The following is a 17,322-nucleotide window of genomic DNA, read 5'->3' as shown; positions in this document are numbered from 1 at the left end:
CGGCCGCCATGCGGCGCGCGCGCAGGTCCTCGCGCGCGCCCTTCATCCCGGACCATACGGAGACAACGACATGTTGGAGATCAAGCACAAGCTCGTTCAGAGCGCCGCCGCGTGCGCGCTCGCGTTCGCCGCATGCGGCGCGCATGCGGCCGACAGGCCGCTCAAGTCGATCGGCATCACGGTCGGCTCGCTCGGCAATCCGTACTTCGTGACCGTCGTGAAAGGCGCCGAAGCACAGGCGAAGGAAATCAATCCGAACGCGAAAGTCACCGCGGTGTCCGCCGATTACGACCTGAACAAGCAGTTCACGCAGATCGACAACTTCATCTCGGCGCACGTCGACATGATCCTGCTGAACGCCGCCGATCCGAAGGCGATCGAGCCCGCCGTGCGCAAGGCGCAGGCGGCGGGCATCGCGGTGATCGCGGTGGACGTCGCGGCTTCCGGCGCGGACGCGACCGTGCAGACGAACAACGTGAAGGCGGGCGAGCTCGCGTGCGACTACCTCGCGAAGAAGCTCAACGGCAAGGGCAACGTGATCATCGAGAACGGCCCGCAGGTGTCGGCCGTCGTCGATCGCGTGAACGGCTGCAAGGCGGTGCTCGCGAAGAATCCGGGCCTCAAGCTGCTGTCGAGCGACCAGGACGGCAAGGGCTCGCGCGAAGGCGGGATGAACGCGATGCAAGGCTACCTGACGCGCTTTCCGAAGCTCGACGGACTGTTCGCGATCAACGATCCGCAGGCGATCGGCAGCGACCTCGCGGCGAAGCAGCTGCATCGCACCGGCATCGTGATCACGTCGGTCGACGGCGCGCCCGACATCGAGACCGCGCTGAAGAGCGACACGCAGGTGCAGGCATCGTCGAGCCAGGACCCGTTCGCGATGGCGAAGAAGGCCGTTGCGGTCGGCTATGGAATCATCAACGGACACAAGCCCGCGAACCCGATGATCCTGCTCGAGCCGACGCTCGTCACGCGCGACAACGTGAAGAGCTACAAGGGCTGGAGCTCGCATTGACGCTCGGCCGCCGTGCGGGCGGCGGCGCCGCGCGGCGGCCGAAGCCGTGCGTGCGCGCGTGCGCGCCGCTCGACGCGATCGCGCATGCTGCTGCTGCGGCGGCGGCCAGCGTCAGGCACGCCGCGCGCGGCGAAGCCATCAAGCGATTCGTTGCCGTTTCATGCTCTTGTTGCAAGAAACCGCGCCGTCCGCAGCCTCGATGCCGGAGCCGGCGGCACGGCCGGCATCGTTGCACCTGTCGCCTTGACGACCGCTTCGACTGTCGAGTTGGCGGCCCGGTCGCACCAAGCCGTTACCGCCTCCGAAATCCGATCGATGAATTCGCCGATTGCGATCGCCCTCATTTGCTCGAATATTCCTCGATGACGCCGAGCGGCGATGACGACATAAACCAGTCGCCGCGCGTTACGCTATTTCATAAATCGGCCCAACAGGATTTCATATGAATAACCGACGTGCGCCGACGTTCGGAATTGTTCGCAATCTGACGGGACATGCCGCTGCATGGTGCGCCGGGTGGCTTTTTCTTCGTCGACATGACGGCATCGTATTTCGCGATACGACATCTTTCATTCGACAGCCTTCAATTCGTTTTTATCACAATTTACAATTTTTCATCTCCACCAAGAATGCCTAAAAAGAATCCGAGATGGCATTGATTCAAGATATCCCCGCTTCGAATATCCGATCCGCATCGAATTGATCCGCCGCCACGATTCCGCACGAGACGGTTCCCTAACCAAGTGAAAGGGAATCACGGTCCTCGACAAACTGAACCGGCACGCGTTCGTTTGCCTTGCTCGGGCGGCGCAGCGGCCGCGCCGGTTCCCACGGATAACGATGTATCGCGGAATGAACTAAAGTAAATCAACGTCGCGACAGACCGCGCAATCGATTTCAATTCGGTATGCGCGCGCCCCGGGTTCGCTTTCCGCCCCGCGATTCGCCGCCGGACGAACGGCGGCGCCGGCTTTCGCGTTCGGGAGATCCAATGGATGGCTTCCTCATTCAGCGCCCGTCTCGTCTGCAAACGCTTGGGGCCGGAACATTCGCGCTGCTGACGCTGGCCGCGCTCGCGGCCACCGCGCCGAACGCGAATCTGACGCTCCCGGCAATCGGGCCGTTCCTGCCGATGTCCGCGTTGACCGTGTTCAGCACCTCGCTCATCGCGGCCTTCCTGCTCGGCGCGCAGTTCACCATCATGCGCCGCCCGGTTCTCGGCACGCTCGCCGGCACGTATGCGTTCGTCGCGACCACGGCCGCGCTTCAACTGCTCGCGTATCCGGGCGTCTTTTCGACGACCGGCCTGCTCGGCGCGCGGCGTTACAGCGCGGCATGGATCTGGATGCTCTGGCACGGCGGTTTCCCGCTGCTCGTCGTGCTCGCGATGCTGACGCGATACCGGCTCGCGAAGCGGCTCGACCGCACCCGTCACGTCGGCCTCTGGCTGGCCGCATTAGCGGGCGCGCCGGTCGCGGCCGGCATCGCGCTCGGGTTCGTCGCGCTGTATGTGGATCTGCCCAAGCCGTTCACGCCTTCGCTCGACAACACGTTGCCCGCCGCCAATCCGGCGGCGATCGCCGTCTGGGCGATCAACCTCGGCGCGATCGTGGCCGCGCCGTTCATCGGACGAATGAGAACGATGCTCGACATCTGGCTCGTCGTCGTACTGCTCGCCTGCTTCGCCGACACCAGCCTGAATCTGCTGAGCACGGCGCGCTTCAGCGCCGGCTGGTACGTCGCGCGGCTCTTCGGCATGTTCACGCCGGGCATCCTCGTTTGCGTGCTCGTCTGGGAGGTGACGATGCTGTACCGGCGGCTCTACGACGCGCATGCGTCGCTCGTGCGGACCGCCTCGCACGACGCGCTGACGATGGTGTACAACCGCAGCTATTTCAACGAGCAGTTCGAACGCGCCTTCGACTACGTGCGCCGGCACAACCTGCCGATCGCGCTCGTGATGGTCGACGTCGATCATTTCAAGCAGTACAACGACACGTTCGGCCACCTGCAAGGGGACACGTGCCTCGCCGCCGTCGCGGCCGCGCTGTCCGGCGTGGCGAGCCGCGCGGCCGATTTCGTCGCGCGCTACGGCGGCGAGGAATTCGCCGTCGTGCTGCCCGGAACGGACGAACGCGGCGCGGCGGCGATCGCCGAGCAGGCGCGGCAATCCGTCGAGCGGCTGCGCATCGCCGCCGATACGTCGCCCGGCTACGTGACGGTCAGTGCCGGCTACGCGGCGACGAGCGGCAATCCGTTCGAGACGCCCGGCGCGCTGGTCGCGGCCGCCGACGCAGCGCTCTATCGCGCGAAGATGCTGGGGCGCAACATGAGCGCGGCGCCCCATCTCGACGCGCCGGATACGGCGACGCACAGGTAAGGCGCGCGACGCCGGCGATCCTTCGGCCGCGAACCGCGCCGCCCGGCGCGATCCACGGCGGCGGCCGTCACGGCTTGACGCCCTCGATCACGCTGTGCGCGCCTTCCGTGGGATGAACGGCCGTCATCTGCAATCCGGCCGCCGCGTAGAGCCGCTCGTATCCCTCGGCCGTGCGGCCGTGACCGCCGGAACTCATGATCAGCATTTCCAGATCGTGCAGCTTCGCGAAATGCGGCTCGCCCGGCGGCGTGAGCACCGCCTCGACGAGCAGGAGCTTGCCGCCCGCGCGCATCGCCTCCGCGCAGTTCGTCATGATCCGCGTCGCCTGCTCGTCGTCCCAATCGCAGACCACATGCTTCATCACGAAGACGTCGCCGCGCGCGTCGATCGATTTGCTCGCATCGCCCGCGATCACCTTCACCCGCTCGGTCAATCCGTGCTTCGCGAAGAGCCGCCGCGCGCCTTCGCACGCGTGCGGCAGCTCGAAGAGCACGCCGTTCGCGTTCGGGTTCGCGAGCAGCAGCGTCGCGAGCAGAAAGCCGTGGCCGCCGCCCACGTCGACGATCGTGCGCGCCTGCGAAAAATCGTATGCGCGGGCCACCGCCGGCGATTCCAGTTCGCTGACGCTCGTCATCGCGTCGTTGACGATCGCCGCGATCTCCGGGTGCGAATCGATGTACGCGAAACCCGGCCCGCCCACGACCTGCTCGAACGCGCTGCGTCCGGTCTTGACGCTGTACATCAGTTGCCCCCATGCCCGCCATCCCGCGTCCATCCCCGCGAGCCGCACGAAGCCGCGCATCGAGCCCGTCGCGTCGCACCGCAGCGTGTCGCCGAGCGGGCTGTTGCGAAACCGCCGGCCGTCCGACTCGACGAACACGCCGAGACTGCCGAGCGCGCGCAGCACCCGGTAAAGCGCCTCGGGGTGAGTGTGAGTGGCCGCGGCCAACTCGTCCGCCGTCCGTTCCTGCCGCGCCAGCAGATCGGCAATGCCGAGCTCGGCGGCGACATAGAGCGCCTGCGCGTGCCACTTGCCGGTAACCATCTGCAGTATTGCGACATGCGGCGGCTGTTCCGCCTGCACTTGCGTCATGAGATTTCTCCTTTCGATTGATCGATCGAAATGCGAATGCGTGCGAATGCGGCTTGTCGTCCGCGGCCCGCGCGGCGACGCGTTCCGGACCGATCCGGAGCGACGGGCGGCGCCCCGCCGGGCGCTTGGCCGCCGCCGCGCGAGCCGGGACGGTCAGGCCGCGAACAGCTTGATCATCTCGGCCGTGTCGAAGTGATCCTCGAACGTGACCGCCCGGCCGTTCTCGAACCGCCACACGTGCACGAACTTCAGCGTCGCGCTGCGCCCGGTGGCGGCGGTGACGCGGCGCGTGCCGAGCACGACGATCCGCTCGCCCGATTCGATGAACTCGTCCGGCTCGAGCCGCATCTCGGCGATGTGCGTCGGCACGTGCCGGATGAACGCGATCACTTCGTCGTGGCCGCGCTTCGTTCCGCCGAGCCCGTACGGGCTCATGCCGTCCGGATGGGTCCAGCGCACGTCCGGCGCGAGCGCCGCGAGCACGCCGGGCAGGTCGCGACGGTGGAAGGCCTCGTACGATTCGCGCACGGTCTGCATGTTGTTCGACATTGCGGTGTCTCCTGCCTCGCGCGTCAGCGCTGAACGGCCGGCAGCGTTTTCACCGCGCCGGGGAAGTGGGTTTCGATGGTCCGGCGCACGCCGTCCTTCCAGTGCACCGTGCAATCGCCGATCAGTGCGCGCCGCTTCGTGTTGTCGAACGCATAGGTTTCGCGCGTCACGTCGCTGCGCTCGAAACGTGCGTCGACGCCCGTGATGTCCGCGACGTATTGCAGGCAATCCTGAATGCCGACGGCCTCGTCGCCGCCCCAGTTCAGCACGAGCGCGGGCGAGCTCGCCGCCTCCCACAGCAGCGGCACCTGCCTCACGAGATCGTCGGTGTGAATCAGCGACGCCCAGTTCTGGCCTTCGCGCGGCACCGGCACCGGCTTGCCGGCGAGCAACTGCCGGTACAGCAGCACCGGCACGCCGCCGTGGCCGTACGGGCCGTATGCGACGTTCAGGCGCGCGATCACGGTCGGCAGGCCAAGCGTCGCCGAGAGCGCGCGCACGACGCCCTCGCACGAGATCTTGACGATCGGGTAGGCGGGCAGCCAGTGCGCGACGCCGTTCAGCGGGTCCGTCTCCGCATACGGATGGTCGAGCGCCCGCCGCGCGTACAGGCTGCCGCTCGAGACGTAGATGAACGCTTCCGCGTGCCGGCAATGCGTCATCAGGCGGCCGGTGGCCACCGTGTTGATCTCGATCGCCTTGTCGAAATCGCCGTCCTCGCCGCGCCTCACCGCCGCGTGCAGCACGTGCGTGAAATCGTCGGGCAGGCCGTCGAGCGTGTCGCGCTCCATGTCCCACCGCCAGGTGTTCACGCCCTTCGCGCGCAATGCGTCCTGCGCGCTCGCGTCGCCGAACCGGCCGATCGCCCACACCTCGTCCCGCGCCGCCAGCGCTTCGGCGACAGGCCGCGCCACCTGGCCGGTCGCCCCCGTGATCAGAACCTTGCGCTTCGCGTGCGACCGTTTCGCGTCACCGCGCGCTTCGTTGCCAGACACTGCCATGAGCCTCTTCTCCTTGTTCATCGTGAAGTCGGATATCAGTCATTTGCCGCCGAGCGCGCGATCGAGCTCGGCCCGCAGCACCGCCTGGAACGTCGCGACGTGCGCGGGCCCCATCAGCGTGTAGTGCTCGCCCGCGACGTCGATGTAGCGATTCGGCTCGCGCGTGAACTCGTCCCACCGGCGTAGTTCGTTGTTCAGCCAGTCGTCCTTCGTGCCGCGCAGCGGGATCGCGTAGAAGATCGACATCGCCCGCACGCTGCCCGACGGCGCGTACGAACGACCAAGCGTCAGCAGCGATTGCGCGAGTCCCGCCCACGCGCGGAATTTCGGCAGATCGAGGTCGAGCTCGGCGAGCCGCGCGGGCGGCGCGTGGTCGATCAGGTATGCGAGCGGGTCTTGCTCCGGCATCGCGGCGCGCAGTTGCGGCGGCAGCGTCAGCGACTGCTGCTTGTCGATCAGCGACAGGAAGAACGCGAGGTTGACCGCGCCTTCCACCTCGTCGAGCTCGTCCATCCGGTACTTGATGTGCGGCGGCAGATTGAAGCTGCCGACGAAATCCACGCGCTCGCCCTGCGATTCGAGCACCTTCGCGATCTCGAACGCGACCGCGCCGCCGTACGAATAGCCGGCCACCGCGTACGGCCCGTGCGGCTGCCGCTTGCGGATCGCGTCGACATACGTGCTCACCATCTCGTCGAAGCTGGAGAAATACGTCTCCCCTTCGTTGAAGCCGCGCGCGCGCAGCGCGTAGAACGGACGCTCGTTGACGAAATACTTCGCGAGATTGACGAACACGAGCACCTCGCCGACGCCGGGATGCACGCAGAAGAGCGGCGTCTTGCCGCCCGTGAGCTGAAGCGGCACGGCCGGGTCGTACTCGCCCGCCGTCACGCGCTCGCCCGACGCGAGGCGCGCGGCCAGCGCGCGCACGGTCGGATTCTGGAGAATCGTCACGATCGGCAGGTCGACCACGCCGAGCCGCTGCTCGACGTGGCGCTTGAGCTTCAGGATGTCGAGCGACGTGCCGCCGAGATCGAAGAAGCTCGCGGTCGCGCTGATCGCGTCGGGCGCGACCCGGAACATCTCCGCGAAAATCGCGGCGACCGCGGCTTCGGTCTCGCCGTCGGGCGCGACGTAGCCGCCCATCTGCCGGTTCGCGAGATCGGCGACGAACGCCCTGCAGCCGTCATAGCCGCCCGCCTCCAGACGCTTGCGCATGATCGCTCGCTGCGTCTTGCCGAGGCTCGTCTTCGGAAACTCGTCCTCCGGCAGCGGCAGGATCAGCGCGGGCCGGAAACCCCACAGCAGGATCGTGCTGTTGCGGATCGCGATGATGACGCGATACAGCGCGTCCTCGTCGTCGAGCGGAAACGACGGCGTGAACGTCACGACGAGCTGCTCGGATTCGTCGCCGGCGCCGCGCGTCGGAAACGCCGCGACGAACGAGCGCTTGATGCCGTCGAGCGCCTCGAGCGTCGTCTCCAGTTCATGGCTGAAATAGTTGACGCCGTTGACGATGATGCTGTCCTTGCTGCGCCCCACGAGCCACAGCCGGCCGCGCTCGATGCGCCCGAGATCGCCCGTGCGGAACCAGCCGTCGCTCGTGAACGCCGCGCGCGTCGCCTCGGCGTTGTTGTGATAGTGCTGGAAGATCATCGGGCCGCGCACCTGAAACTCGCCCGCCTCGCCGTCCGGCAGCACGTCGTTGCGGTCGTCCGCGATACGCATCTGCAGCCCGGCCACCGGCAGGCCGAGCGACGCGAACTCGCGGCCCGCGTCGCCCGCCGGAAATTCGCGCGAATACACGGAGCCGGCGCACGTCTCGGTCATCCCGAACGCGGGCCACAGCGCGTCGGGCGCGAGGCCGCACGGCGCGAGCAGATCGAGAAAGCGCTGCCCGGTCGCGACGACGATCGCCTCGCCGCCCGACACGACGTGCCGCAGCGACGAGAGATCCACCGAGCGGCGCCATGCCGCGAGCGCCTCGTCGCCCATCGCTTCGAGCGCGGCGTTCAGCTGGCCGAACAGGAAGTTCGGCGAGAAGGTCATCGTGACGCGGTAGCGGCTCACGAGCCGCAGCAGGCGCAGCGGATCGGTCAGGATCGCCGCTGATTCGACATGCAGTTGCACGGCGCCGACGTAGAGCGGCAGCAGGTGCGCTTCGAGCAGCGCGGCGACGTGATCGAACGAGATCCAGTTGAGCGTGACGTCCGCGCCGGCGAGCTGCTGCCGCTCGTTCTTGCCGGCCATCGACGCGAGCAGGTTGCCATGCGTGAGCACGACCGCCTTCGAATTGCCGGTGGAGCCCGACGTGAGCACGAAGACGGCCGGCTCGGACGGCTGCGCGGCGTGCACCGACTCGTCGGGCAAGCTCGCGCGCAGCGCGTTCAGGTTGACGGCGAGCGCGCCGCCCGGCAGATCGCTCTTCAGCGCTTCGGTGGTGATGAGCAGCGGGCGGTCGAGCAGCGCGTCCACGTGTGCGAGATGCTTCGCCCAACGCTCGGAATCGTTGCGAATCGGCACGAGCGGACACGGCACGAATCCGCCGAGCGCGCACGCCCAGAACGCCGGAATGAAATCGCTCGCGTGCTCGAGCAGCAGCGCGACCTTCATGCCGGACCGGTAACCGCGGGCCCGCATGCCGCCCAGGATGCGGCGCGCCTCGTCGAGCAGCTCCGGATACGTGACGAAGGCGCCCTTTTCCTCGGCTTGCGCGGCGATGAAGCGCACGCCCGTATGCGGATGCAGCCGTGCGGCCCGCAACAGCAGGTCGACGATGTTTTGCGGCGAAGAGGCGCGCGACTCGTGTTCGGAAACGCGCGGCGAATCGAGAGTGGATGGCGTCATGGTGCAGGCACTCCATGCTGATGGTGCAAGTGGGAACAAACGTCCGGGCGTGTCCGCGCGGACGCATCGATTGACGATTGCGGGTGAATCCCTACCTGACTGGCCGCCGATCCCTGCGAACGCGAATCGGCGGCCGAATGACACTCGACAGCGTGAGACGAACCGGCCGCTTGCCCGGCAAAAAACGGGATTGTTCGAGCCGGTCCCGACAACGTGAGCCGAGGCGATCCGAAATGCTCGATTTCATATCGAATCGCACCGGGCGACGAACTGGATTTGGAAATAATCCGCCGATTGCAGCAATGAAAGATGACGAATGATTCGATCGTTTTCCATGCGCCAATGATCGATGCGATTCATCGATCTCATGCAATCAACCGAATCCGGACGACCGGCGGAACGCCGTCCGGAAATCGGCCGATCATCGGCATTCCGGCGCCGTCTTTGCGCCGGCGCCGATTCAAGCGGCAAGCATTGAAGCGAAAACGGGCAACGGTCGGCGCTTCAGTGCAAGCTATCGGGCTTCTGCGACGATGTCGCCGTACCAGTCCGGACGATTGAAACGGAACGCAGTCTACGACAAAACACATGAATTTTAAACTCGATCGACCCGAGTGAATTTGTAAAAAAGTGCGGTGTTTTTTATGAAAATCGATTTCAAACAAATCAATTCCGCAATCCATTCACACCATCGAAATCATTGGATTTTATTTGGCGATTCATATCCGATCCGGACGACATGTTAGCGACATTTATCGAACCTAATATTTCACAATGGACATCCGTATTTTCTACGTATGTTTCGGAAATCGATCGGCCGAGGCGGGGGCCGTTCGCTTCGATTGAGAGGGGGAGCGGATCGGGCGCGATGCGACGAGGCCGGCGCAGCCGCACCGCGGCGACGCGGATGCCGAGCAGACAGATGCCAATGCCCATTGCGCATCGGCATCGCTTTCACGCATCGCCACACGAAACGGCGCACGCGGCTCATCCCGCGCGTGGCCTCGCGCGTGGCCGCCGCCTTTCTTCATGAAAGAATCCGCCGTCGCGTGCGGCGCCTGCCGCTTCCCGCGTGCGCCGATCAGCTCGCCGGATGGCGGTCGTCGGCGTCGCCGTCGCGGCTCTCGTCGCCGTCGCGGCTGCCCGCCATCGTCTGCAGCGCGATATAGAGCCAGAGCCGATCGTCGATCGCGCCGAGATCGAGGCCCGTCGCGTCGCGGATCTGCTGCAGCCGGTAGTCGAGCGTGTTGCGGTGGATGCCCAGCGCTTGCGCCGTCGCGCCCGGGTGGCCATCGTTCGCGTACCAGGCTTTCAACGTGTCGAGCAGCGCGCCGGAGCGCCGCTCGCGCGCGAGCAGCCGCGTGAGCGGCAGCCGCAACTGCCGCGCCTGCCAGCCTTGCGACAGCGCCGACAGCAGAACGGGCAGCACGAAGTCGTAGTACGAATAGGTGGCCTGCTGCGGCGTGCGCGCCGCGCCGACGCGAAGCGTCGCGAGCGCGCACTGGTACGAGCGCTCGAAGCCGTCGATTCCGTCGAGCGCGATGCCGAGCGCGAGCGCGAACGGCTGCGTCGCGACCTTGCGCAACGTGCCCTCCAGCGCCGCGAGCCGCTTGCCGGCGTGCGTCGCGAGCGCGCCGTCGCGAACCGCGCGCGCATCGATCGCCTCGAACATCACGAGTTCCCGGTACGACGTCTTCGCGCTCAGCAATTGCGGCCACTCGTTCGCCAGTTGCGACTGCATCGCCTCGATCTGGCCGACGCCCGCTTCCGGGTCCGCGTCGACGCCGCTCAGGCGGCACACGATCGCCGCATGCGCGAGCCGCACGTCGATGCCGAGCCGGCCGGCCCATGCCTCGAGCTCGGCGGCCGCGGCCGTGCGCCTCAGAAGCTGAAGGACGAATTCTTCCCGATGGCGCGCGTTGCGGCGCAGCTCGACGGTCAACTGCTCGCGCTCGAGGATCAATTCCGCGGTGACGCGCAGCAGCTCGCCGAAGCCGCGCACCGCGTCCGGCTCGCCGGTGACGCCGATCACGCCGCACACCTTGCCGCGCACGCTCAGCGGCAGATTGATGCCGGGCCGCGCGCCGCTCAGGTTCGCGGCCATCGCGTCGTCGATCTCGACCGCGCGCGCCCGGGCGAGCGCGAGCTGCGCGCCCGCGTGGATCTCGCCGACGCGCGCCGCGTCGCTGCTCGCGAGGATCACGCCGTGCGCGTCCATCACGTTCACGTCGAACGGCATCACTTCGACGGTGCGTGCGACGATTTCGGTCGCGAGACGGGCATCGATCATCATGGCGGTCAGGTCGAATGGCAGGAAACGGCGGCGAGCGGGCCGCGAGTCATGCCGCGACGCACGCCGCGGGCCGGCGCCCGGCCCGACGCTATTGTCGCGTCATTTCGGTCGGCCAGACGATGCGCATCAGGTTCGTCGAGCCGGGATGCCCGAACGGCACGCCCGCGGCGACGACGATCGGGTATTCGTCGGTTGCGAATCCTTCCGCGTGCGCGGCTTCGATCGCGATCTCGACGATGTTCTCGATGCCGGTTGCCTCGAGCGCCACCCGCGAGCGCACGCCCCACGCGAGCGTGAGCCGCCGTGCGATGTCGGCGCGCGGCGTGAGGCTCAGGATCGCCGTGCTCGGCCGCAGCCGCGACAGGCGGATCGCCGTGGCGCCCGATGCGGTGTACGTGACCGCGACGCCGAGCCGCAGCGTATCCGACACCACCTCGATCGCCGCGCCGATCGCGTCGGTCGCGTTCGGCGCGTGCGCGGTGACGATCGCCTTCATCAGTTGCGGCTGGATCGGGTCCGCCTCGGTCGTCGCGATGATCTTGCGCATGAAGCCGACCGCCTCGACCGGATACTGGCCCGATGCCGATTCGGCCGACAGCATCACCGCGTCCGCGCCGTCGTAGACTGCCGAGGCGACGTCGGACGCCTCCGCGCGCGTCGGCGTCGGCGCGAGCGTCATCGATTCGAGCATCTGCGTCGCGACGATCACCGGCTTGCCCGCCGCGCGCGCGAGCCGAATGATCCGCTTCTGCACGCTCGGCACGTCCTCGAGCGACATCTCGACGCCGAGATCGCCGCGCGCGACCATCACCGCATCGGCGGCGTCGACGATGTCGGCGATGTTCTCGACCGCCTGCGGCTTCTCGATCTTCGCGACGATCGCCGCGCGCGAGCCGATCAGCGCGCGCGCGTCGCGCACGTCCTGCGCGGTCTGCACGAACGACAGCGCGACCCAGTCGACGCCGAGCGACAGCCCGAATTCGAGATCGTCGCGATCCTTCGCGGATAGCGCGGGAATCGCGAGCGTCGCGTCGGGCACGCTCACGCCCTTGCGGTCGGACACGATCCCGTCGAGCAGCGCGATCGTCTCGATGCGCGCCGCCGACACCGCCTCGACGCGAAACCGCAGCTTGCCGTCGTCGACGAGCAGCAGATGGCCGGGGCGCGCGGCGTCGAAGATCTCCGGATGCGGCAGCGACACGCGCCGCGAATCGCCGGGCGCCGGGTCCCGGTCGAACACGAACGGCTGGCCCTTCGCGATCTGCGCGCGCGAGCCCGCGAACTGCCCGACGCGCAGCTTCGGGCCCTGCAGATCCAGCAGGATGCCGATCGGATGCCCGATGCGCGCCTCGATCGCGCGCACGGCCGCGTGGCGCGACGCGTGGTCGGCATGCGTGCCGTGGCTGAAGTTCAGACGAAACACGTCGGCGCCCGCGCGCGCGAGCGCTTCGATCGCGGCCTCGGTCGAGCTCGACGGGCCGAGCGTCGCGACGATCTTCGTCGAACGGCGGCGCTCGCGGTCGGTGTGGCTTTCGTTTCGCATGTCCGGTTCCAGAGCAGGAAATGAGTCGGTGGGTGGGGATGAGTCGCGCCGCCCGCTGCTAGGAGGCGCGAGACGAATGCGCTACGCGCCGCGGCGACGCGTGCCGGCCGAGCTCCCGGCCGACGCGAATCGCCGCCGCGACGTTGCGCGCCGCGAAGCGCACGTTCGCCGCCGCGTCGCGCAGCGCCTCGTCGATCGTACACGCGCGCCTGACGGACGCGAAGACCGCATCGAAGCCGTGCGCGTACAGCGCGCCGGCCTGATTCGTCACCGCGCCGCCGATCGCGACGACAGGCACCCCGCATTCGGCCGCGATCCGCGCGACGCCGATCGGGGCCTTGCCGCGCAGCGTCTGGCCGTCGATGCAGCCTTCGCCCGTCACGACGAGGCTCGCGCCGCGAATCGCGTCGCGCAGCCGCAGCGCATCGGTGACGATCTCGACGCCCGGGCGCAGCGCCGCGTTCAGGAACGCGGACATCGCCGCGCCGAGGCCGCCCGCCGCGCCGCCGCCCGGCAGCCGCGCGACGTCCGGGCCGACGTCGCGCGCGACGATCGCCGCGAAATGCGCGAGGTTGCGATCGAGATCCGCGGCCATTTCCGGCGTCGCGCCCTTCTGCGGGCCGAACACCGCGGACGCGCCGTTCGGCCCGACGAGCGGATTGTCGACATCGCATGCGACTTCGAACGCGCAAGCCGCCAGCCGGCCGTCGAGGCCGGCGGCGTCGATGCGCGCGAGCCGCGCGAGCGGCGCGCCGCCCGGGCCGATCGGCCGGCCGTCGGCGTCGGCCAGATGCGCGCCGAGCGCCTGCAGCATGCCCGCGCCGCCGTCGTTCGTCGCGCTGCCGCCGAGGCCGACGATGAAGCGCCGCGCGCCCGCGTCGAGCGCCGCGCGGATCAGCTCGCCCGTGCCCCGGCTCGACGTGACGCGCGGATCGCGCGATTCGGGCGGCACGAGATGCAGGCCGCTCGCCTCGGCCATCTCGATCACCGCGGTGCCGTCCGGCAGGATGCCGAACGCGGCGCGCGTCGGCCGGCCGAGCGGATCGGCGACGCTCGCGCTGCGGCGCTCGCCGCCCGCGGCCGCGACGAGCGCGTCGACCGTGCCCTCGCCGCCGTCGGCGATCGGCAGGCACCGGTACTCGGCGTCGGCGAACACTTCGCGGAATCCGGCCTCGATCTGCCGCGCCGTTTCGACGGCGCTCAGGCTTTCCTTGAACGAGTCGGGAGCAATCACGATCTTCATCGGCGAACCTCTTCGGTGACGCGCGCGGCGCGCGCGCTTGGAATGCAGTGACGAAACGCGCGGCGTTGCCCGCGTCAGCGGCCCGCGCGCCGCGCGTGCGTGCGCATCACGAGCACGATGCCGACGGCCATCGTGCTCGACAGGATGTAGAGCGCGAGATCGGTGCGCTGCGTCGCATCCTTGATCCAGCCGACGATGTAAGGACTCACGAAGCCGGCAACCTGCCCGAGCGAGTTGATCAGCGCGACGCCGCCCGCCGCGGCCGAGCCCGTCAGCACGAGCGTGGGCAGCGGCCAGAACATCGCAAGCGCGGTGAGCGCGCCGGCCGTCGCGAGCACGAGGCCGATCATCGCGGGCACGATCGCGCCGCCGGATTGCGCGGCCATCAGCAGCCCCGCGACGCCGACCGCCATCGGCACGCTCAGATGCCAGCGGCGCTCCTGCCGCGCATCGGCCGATTTGCCGACGGCGATCATCGCGACGCTCGCGAACAGGTAAGGAATCGCGCTGAGCCAGCCGATCGCGCCGCTGCCGGCGACGCCGAGCGAGCGGATGATCGACGGCAGCCAGAAGTTGATCGCGTACACGCCCATCTGGATGCTGAAATAGACGATGCCGAATTTCCACACGGCGCCGTTCAGCAGGATGTCGCGCAACGTGCGCGGCTGGCCGGCCGACGCGCGGGCGGCGTCGGCGGTCGTCGTCGCGAGCGCGCGGTTCAGCGCGGCTTTCTCGTCGCCCGACAGCCAGCGCGCATCGTCGATCCGGTCCTGGAGCAGCACGAACACCGCGACGCCGAGCACGATCGTCGGCGCGCCCTGCAGCAGGAACAGCCACTGCCAGCCGGCAAGCCCGCCTTGGCCCGCCGAGAAGTGATCGAGCATCCACCCCGACAGCGGGCCGCCGATCACGCCGGAGACCGGGATCGCCGACATGAAGAGCGCGATCGCACGGCCGCGATGCTCGGCGCTGAACCATTGCGTCAGGTAGAGCACCATGCCCGGGAAGAACCCGGCTTCCGCGATGCCGGTGAAAAAGCGCAGCGCGTAGAACGACGCCGGCGTCTTCACGAACAGCAGCGCCGACGACAGCGCGCCCCACGCGATCATGATGATCGCGATCCACACGCGCGCGCCGACGCGCCGCAACACCAGATTGCTCGGCACGCCCGCGAGCACGTAGCCGACGAAGAAGATGCCCGCGCCGAGGCCGTAGACGGTCTCGCTCATGTTCAGCTCGCTCAGCATCTGCAGCTTCGCGAAGCCGACGTTCACGCGATCGAGGTAATTGAACAGGTAGCAGACGAAGATCAGCGGAATCAGCCGGAACGCGACCTTGCGATAGCCGTCGTTCAGCGGATCCGATGCGGGCCGTGCCGCAACGGACGAGGGAGGGGTCATGCGTGTCTCCGGATCGTTTGTATCGTGTGATGCGTATGTTAGGCACGTCGCTACGGGGATTCATCTGGCGAATGCACCGTTCTAGCAGCGTTTACGCGATATTTTTAGTGCAAACGCCCAGACAGAACGGCATCCGCATTTGTACTCGCATGCGCCCGGGTTGCTCCCCGCTGACGCACGGCCCCGCTTTCATCCCCGGAACGGACGGCGGGCGGGCGACCCCGCGCCGCATGCCTCGAACTTCGCTTGCGCCGCTTTGGGGCGGCATGTCGCGATGGCGTCGGCTCCGAAGACGGTCAGCGCAAGCATCGTACGTGTCTCGTGCCGTTCACCCGCCGCGACGCGCTGCCTCGGCGGCCGCCGGCGGGCAACGATCGCGATTGCGGCCCGGGACCGGGATATGGCGGAGCCCAAACGGCTTGCCTCGTCGAGCGGCCTGCCTCGTTCCAACGTCTCCGACAAGCGTACGCATGCCCCCGAAGCATCGCGGCGGTCCCTTCGCCGCCGCACATCGAACATCGTCGCGGTTGCGCGACGGCCGAGGACGAACGAGGACCGGCGCTTTAGTTTCGACGATCGCGATTTAAAGCCCGCTTAATCCATACTTGTCCCATTACAAATATGGATTCTTTAAATTACGATTCAATAATACCGAATCCATTCAACGGCATACCCAGCCAGTCAAATATCGCATTAGATCGATAGAATTTCAGCATGAACAGTTATCAAGAGTACAAACAGCACGTCAAATCGCTCCAGGCGTCCCTGGACCGGGAACGCAAGGCGATTTCCGCCAAGGTGCTCCAGGAGATTCGCGAATGCGTCGCGGAATTCGGCTTCACGCCTCAGGAAGTGTTTTCCTCGAAGAAGAAGCGCGAGCCCAAGTACTACGACCCGGTCAGCGGCGCGACGTGGACCGGGCTCGGGCGAGAGCCGGAATGGATACGCGGAAAAGACAGGAAGGCCTTCGAATTGTCGAGCAATCGGGGCAACGACCATTGCGGGTGAAAGTGCGGCGCCGAACCGCCGTGCGGCCTCGCGTGGCGGCCTGGACGGGACGCGGTTGGGTCGTCAGAGCGCCTTTGCTTACCCAAACCGCGGACCTTGCATCGCGATCGCACGTCTCGCGTCACGCCCTGCGAAGCAGGACGCCCGCCGCATGCGGATCTCGCGACAAGCGGAGCGCCCCCGCTACACGGCGAAGCGACGATCAATGCGCCGCCTGCGCGCCGACCGGAATCTCGGACGGCACGCCGGCCGCCATGAGGCCGGTTTCATATGCATAGCGGAACAGGCTCGCATCGCGTTCGATGCCGAGTTTTCGCATCGCATTCATCTTCTGCGTGCTGATCGCTTGCTTGCTGCGGTGAAGGTAGGCCGCAATTTCATTGACGGAAAGCCCCGACACATAAAGGCGAACGATCTCCAGTTCGCGCGCGGACAGTTGCTTTTCGATCTCCAGCGCTTCTCCGTCGATCGGCGGTCGCGACGACGCAAACGCCCCAAGGCCCGCCGGAAGACAGGATGCTCCCGCGTAGACGGCCTGAACCGTCGCAATCAAGCTGTCGATATGATCCATTTTGTTCACGATCGCCCGCACGCCCAGTCGCGCCATCGATGCGATGAGCGCGGAATTATCGATCGCCGTGAAGACAATGATCTTCAAATCGGGATGATGCCGCCGCAGGAACGAAAGCAGTCCCAGGCCATCGCCGTGGCTGCCGCCAGGCATTGCGTAATCGGTAATCAGAATATCGCATCGTTCGCACGCGAGCAGATCCACCAATTCGGTTGAATTGCTCGCCGTGCCCATCACCCTGATCGCATTGGATCTGCTCAATGCATGCTCTATTCCGGCTACCAGTGCAGGATGGTCGTCAGCAACAATCAAATCGATTTTCATTTCACCCCGAATTTGCATGAATACAATATCGACTTAGCGTTTAAATCCATCC

Annotated in this window: 14 protein-coding genes; 4 read left to right on the top strand and 10 right to left on the bottom strand. The window is 67.2% G+C overall.

Annotated elements, in window-relative coordinates:
• Positions 1-70: 70 nt before the first annotated feature.
• The 3 genes from BTH_RS01080 to BTH_RS01075 all read left to right on the top strand — a co-directional run bounded on the left by BTH_RS01080 (position 71) and on the right by BTH_RS01075 (position 3,398).
• Positions 71-1,018 carry an ABC transporter substrate-binding protein gene (locus BTH_RS01080; RefSeq protein WP_025370067.1) on the top strand — a complete coding sequence of 316 codons (948 nt, stop codon included), beginning with the start codon at positions 71-73 and terminating at the stop codon, positions 1,016-1,018.
• On the top strand, positions 1,015-1,464 hold the full coding sequence (locus BTH_RS34185) for a hypothetical protein (RefSeq protein ID WP_144314145.1): 450 nt from the start codon (positions 1,015-1,017) through the stop codon (positions 1,462-1,464). Before BTH_RS01080 ends, BTH_RS34185 begins: the two co-directional genes overlap by 4 nt.
• A 545-nt stretch (positions 1,465-2,009) precedes the next feature.
• The gene (locus BTH_RS01075; protein WP_009894897.1) at positions 2,010-3,398 is read left to right on the top strand and encodes a sensor domain-containing diguanylate cyclase; all 1,389 of its coding nucleotides are present in this window, start codon (positions 2,010-2,012) and stop codon (positions 3,396-3,398) included.
• Between the two features lie 67 nt (positions 3,399-3,465).
• On the opposite strand, the gene BTH_RS01070 is transcribed toward BTH_RS01075, so the two are convergent.
• The 9 genes from BTH_RS01070 to BTH_RS01035 form a co-directional block, all read right to left on the bottom strand.
• Positions 3,466-4,491, bottom strand: a complete 1,026-nt coding sequence (locus BTH_RS01070; protein WP_009894895.1) for a methyltransferase — start codon at positions 4,489-4,491, stop codon at positions 3,466-3,468.
• 153 nt (positions 4,492-4,644) lie between these two features.
• Positions 4,645-5,040: a nuclear transport factor 2 family protein gene (locus BTH_RS01065; RefSeq protein ID WP_009894892.1), complete on the bottom strand. Its 396-nt coding sequence runs from the start codon at positions 5,038-5,040 to the stop codon at positions 4,645-4,647.
• 23 nt (positions 5,041-5,063) lie between these two features.
• Entirely contained in the window at positions 5,064-6,041 is a 978-nt protein-coding gene (locus BTH_RS01060) for an NAD-dependent epimerase/dehydratase family protein (RefSeq protein ID WP_011400833.1), read from the bottom strand.
• Between the two features lie 39 nt (positions 6,042-6,080).
• Complete coding sequence (locus BTH_RS01055; protein WP_009894888.1) at positions 6,081-8,888, bottom strand: non-ribosomal peptide synthetase; 2,808 nt, start codon at positions 8,886-8,888, stop codon at positions 6,081-6,083.
• Positions 8,889-9,554: 666 nt separating this feature from the next.
• Positions 9,555-9,824 (bottom strand): hypothetical protein, encoded by a 270-nt coding sequence (locus BTH_RS34180; RefSeq protein WP_155275557.1) that lies wholly within the window; start codon positions 9,822-9,824, stop codon positions 9,555-9,557.
• A gap of 145 nt (positions 9,825-9,969) precedes the next feature.
• Positions 9,970-11,181 (bottom strand): sugar diacid recognition domain-containing protein, encoded by a 1,212-nt coding sequence (locus BTH_RS01050; RefSeq protein WP_009894882.1) that lies wholly within the window; start codon positions 11,179-11,181, stop codon positions 9,970-9,972.
• Positions 11,182-11,269: 88 nt separating this feature from the next.
• On the bottom strand, positions 11,270-12,724 hold the full coding sequence (gene pyk / locus BTH_RS01045; protein WP_009894880.1) for a pyruvate kinase: 1,455 nt from the start codon (positions 12,722-12,724) through the stop codon (positions 11,270-11,272).
• A gap of 58 nt (positions 12,725-12,782) precedes the next feature.
• Entirely contained in the window at positions 12,783-13,967 is a 1,185-nt protein-coding gene (locus tag BTH_RS01040; RefSeq protein ID WP_009894879.1) for a glycerate kinase, read from the bottom strand.
• 74 nt (positions 13,968-14,041) lie between these two features.
• Positions 14,042-15,367 carry an MFS transporter gene (locus BTH_RS01035; protein ID WP_009894877.1) on the bottom strand — a complete coding sequence of 442 codons (1,326 nt, stop codon included), beginning with the start codon at positions 15,365-15,367 and terminating at the stop codon, positions 14,042-14,044.
• Between the two features lie 714 nt (positions 15,368-16,081).
• Between BTH_RS01035 and BTH_RS01030 the strand changes: the two genes are divergently transcribed.
• Positions 16,082-16,375 (top strand): H-NS family nucleoid-associated regulatory protein, encoded by a 294-nt coding sequence (locus BTH_RS01030; RefSeq protein WP_009894875.1) that lies wholly within the window; start codon positions 16,082-16,084, stop codon positions 16,373-16,375.
• A 202-nt stretch (positions 16,376-16,577) separates the two neighbouring features.
• Here the strand turns inward: BTH_RS01030 and BTH_RS01025 are convergent, their stop codons facing one another.
• The gene (locus tag BTH_RS01025) at positions 16,578-17,270 is read right to left on the bottom strand and encodes a response regulator transcription factor (RefSeq protein ID WP_011400830.1); all 693 of its coding nucleotides are present in this window, start codon (positions 17,268-17,270) and stop codon (positions 16,578-16,580) included.
• Between the last annotated feature and the right edge of the window lie 52 nt (positions 17,271-17,322).

The sequence above is a fragment of the Burkholderia thailandensis E264 genome (assembly GCF_000012365.1).
GTDB classification, from domain to species: domain Bacteria; phylum Pseudomonadota; class Gammaproteobacteria; order Burkholderiales; family Burkholderiaceae; genus Burkholderia; species Burkholderia thailandensis.
Note: the sequence above shows the minus strand (reverse complement) of the source record. Positions and strands in the feature narration are given on the sequence as shown.

Coding starts and splice junctions, on each gene's coding strand:
- BTH_RS01080 (WP_025370067.1), top strand. CDS start 71: ATGTTGGAGATCAAGCACAAGCTCGTTCAGAGCGCCGCCGCGTGCGCG.
- BTH_RS01075 (WP_009894897.1), top strand. CDS start 2,010: ATGGATGGCTTCCTCATTCAGCGCCCGTCTCGTCTGCAAACGCTTGGG.
- BTH_RS01070 (WP_009894895.1), bottom strand. CDS start 4,491: ATGACGCAAGTGCAGGCGGAACAGCCGCCGCATGTCGCAATACTGCAG.
- BTH_RS01065 (WP_009894892.1), bottom strand. CDS start 5,040: ATGTCGAACAACATGCAGACCGTGCGCGAATCGTACGAGGCCTTCCAC.
- BTH_RS01060 (WP_011400833.1), bottom strand. CDS start 6,041: ATGGCAGTGTCTGGCAACGAAGCGCGCGGTGACGCGAAACGGTCGCAC.
- BTH_RS01055 (WP_009894888.1), bottom strand. CDS start 8,888: ATGACGCCATCCACTCTCGATTCGCCGCGCGTTTCCGAACACGAGTCG.
- BTH_RS34180 (WP_155275557.1), bottom strand. CDS start 9,824: ATGGGCATTGGCATCTGTCTGCTCGGCATCCGCGTCGCCGCGGTGCGG.
- BTH_RS01050 (WP_009894882.1), bottom strand. CDS start 11,181: ATGATGATCGATGCCCGTCTCGCGACCGAAATCGTCGCACGCACCGTC.
- pyk (WP_009894880.1), bottom strand. CDS start 12,724: ATGCGAAACGAAAGCCACACCGACCGCGAGCGCCGCCGTTCGACGAAG.
- BTH_RS01040 (WP_009894879.1), bottom strand. CDS start 13,967: ATGAAGATCGTGATTGCTCCCGACTCGTTCAAGGAAAGCCTGAGCGCC.
- BTH_RS01035 (WP_009894877.1), bottom strand. CDS start 15,367: ATGACCCCTCCCTCGTCCGTTGCGGCACGGCCCGCATCGGATCCGCTG.
- BTH_RS01030 (WP_009894875.1), top strand. CDS start 16,082: ATGAACAGTTATCAAGAGTACAAACAGCACGTCAAATCGCTCCAGGCG.
- BTH_RS01025 (WP_011400830.1), bottom strand. CDS start 17,270: ATGAAAATCGATTTGATTGTTGCTGACGACCATCCTGCACTGGTAGCC.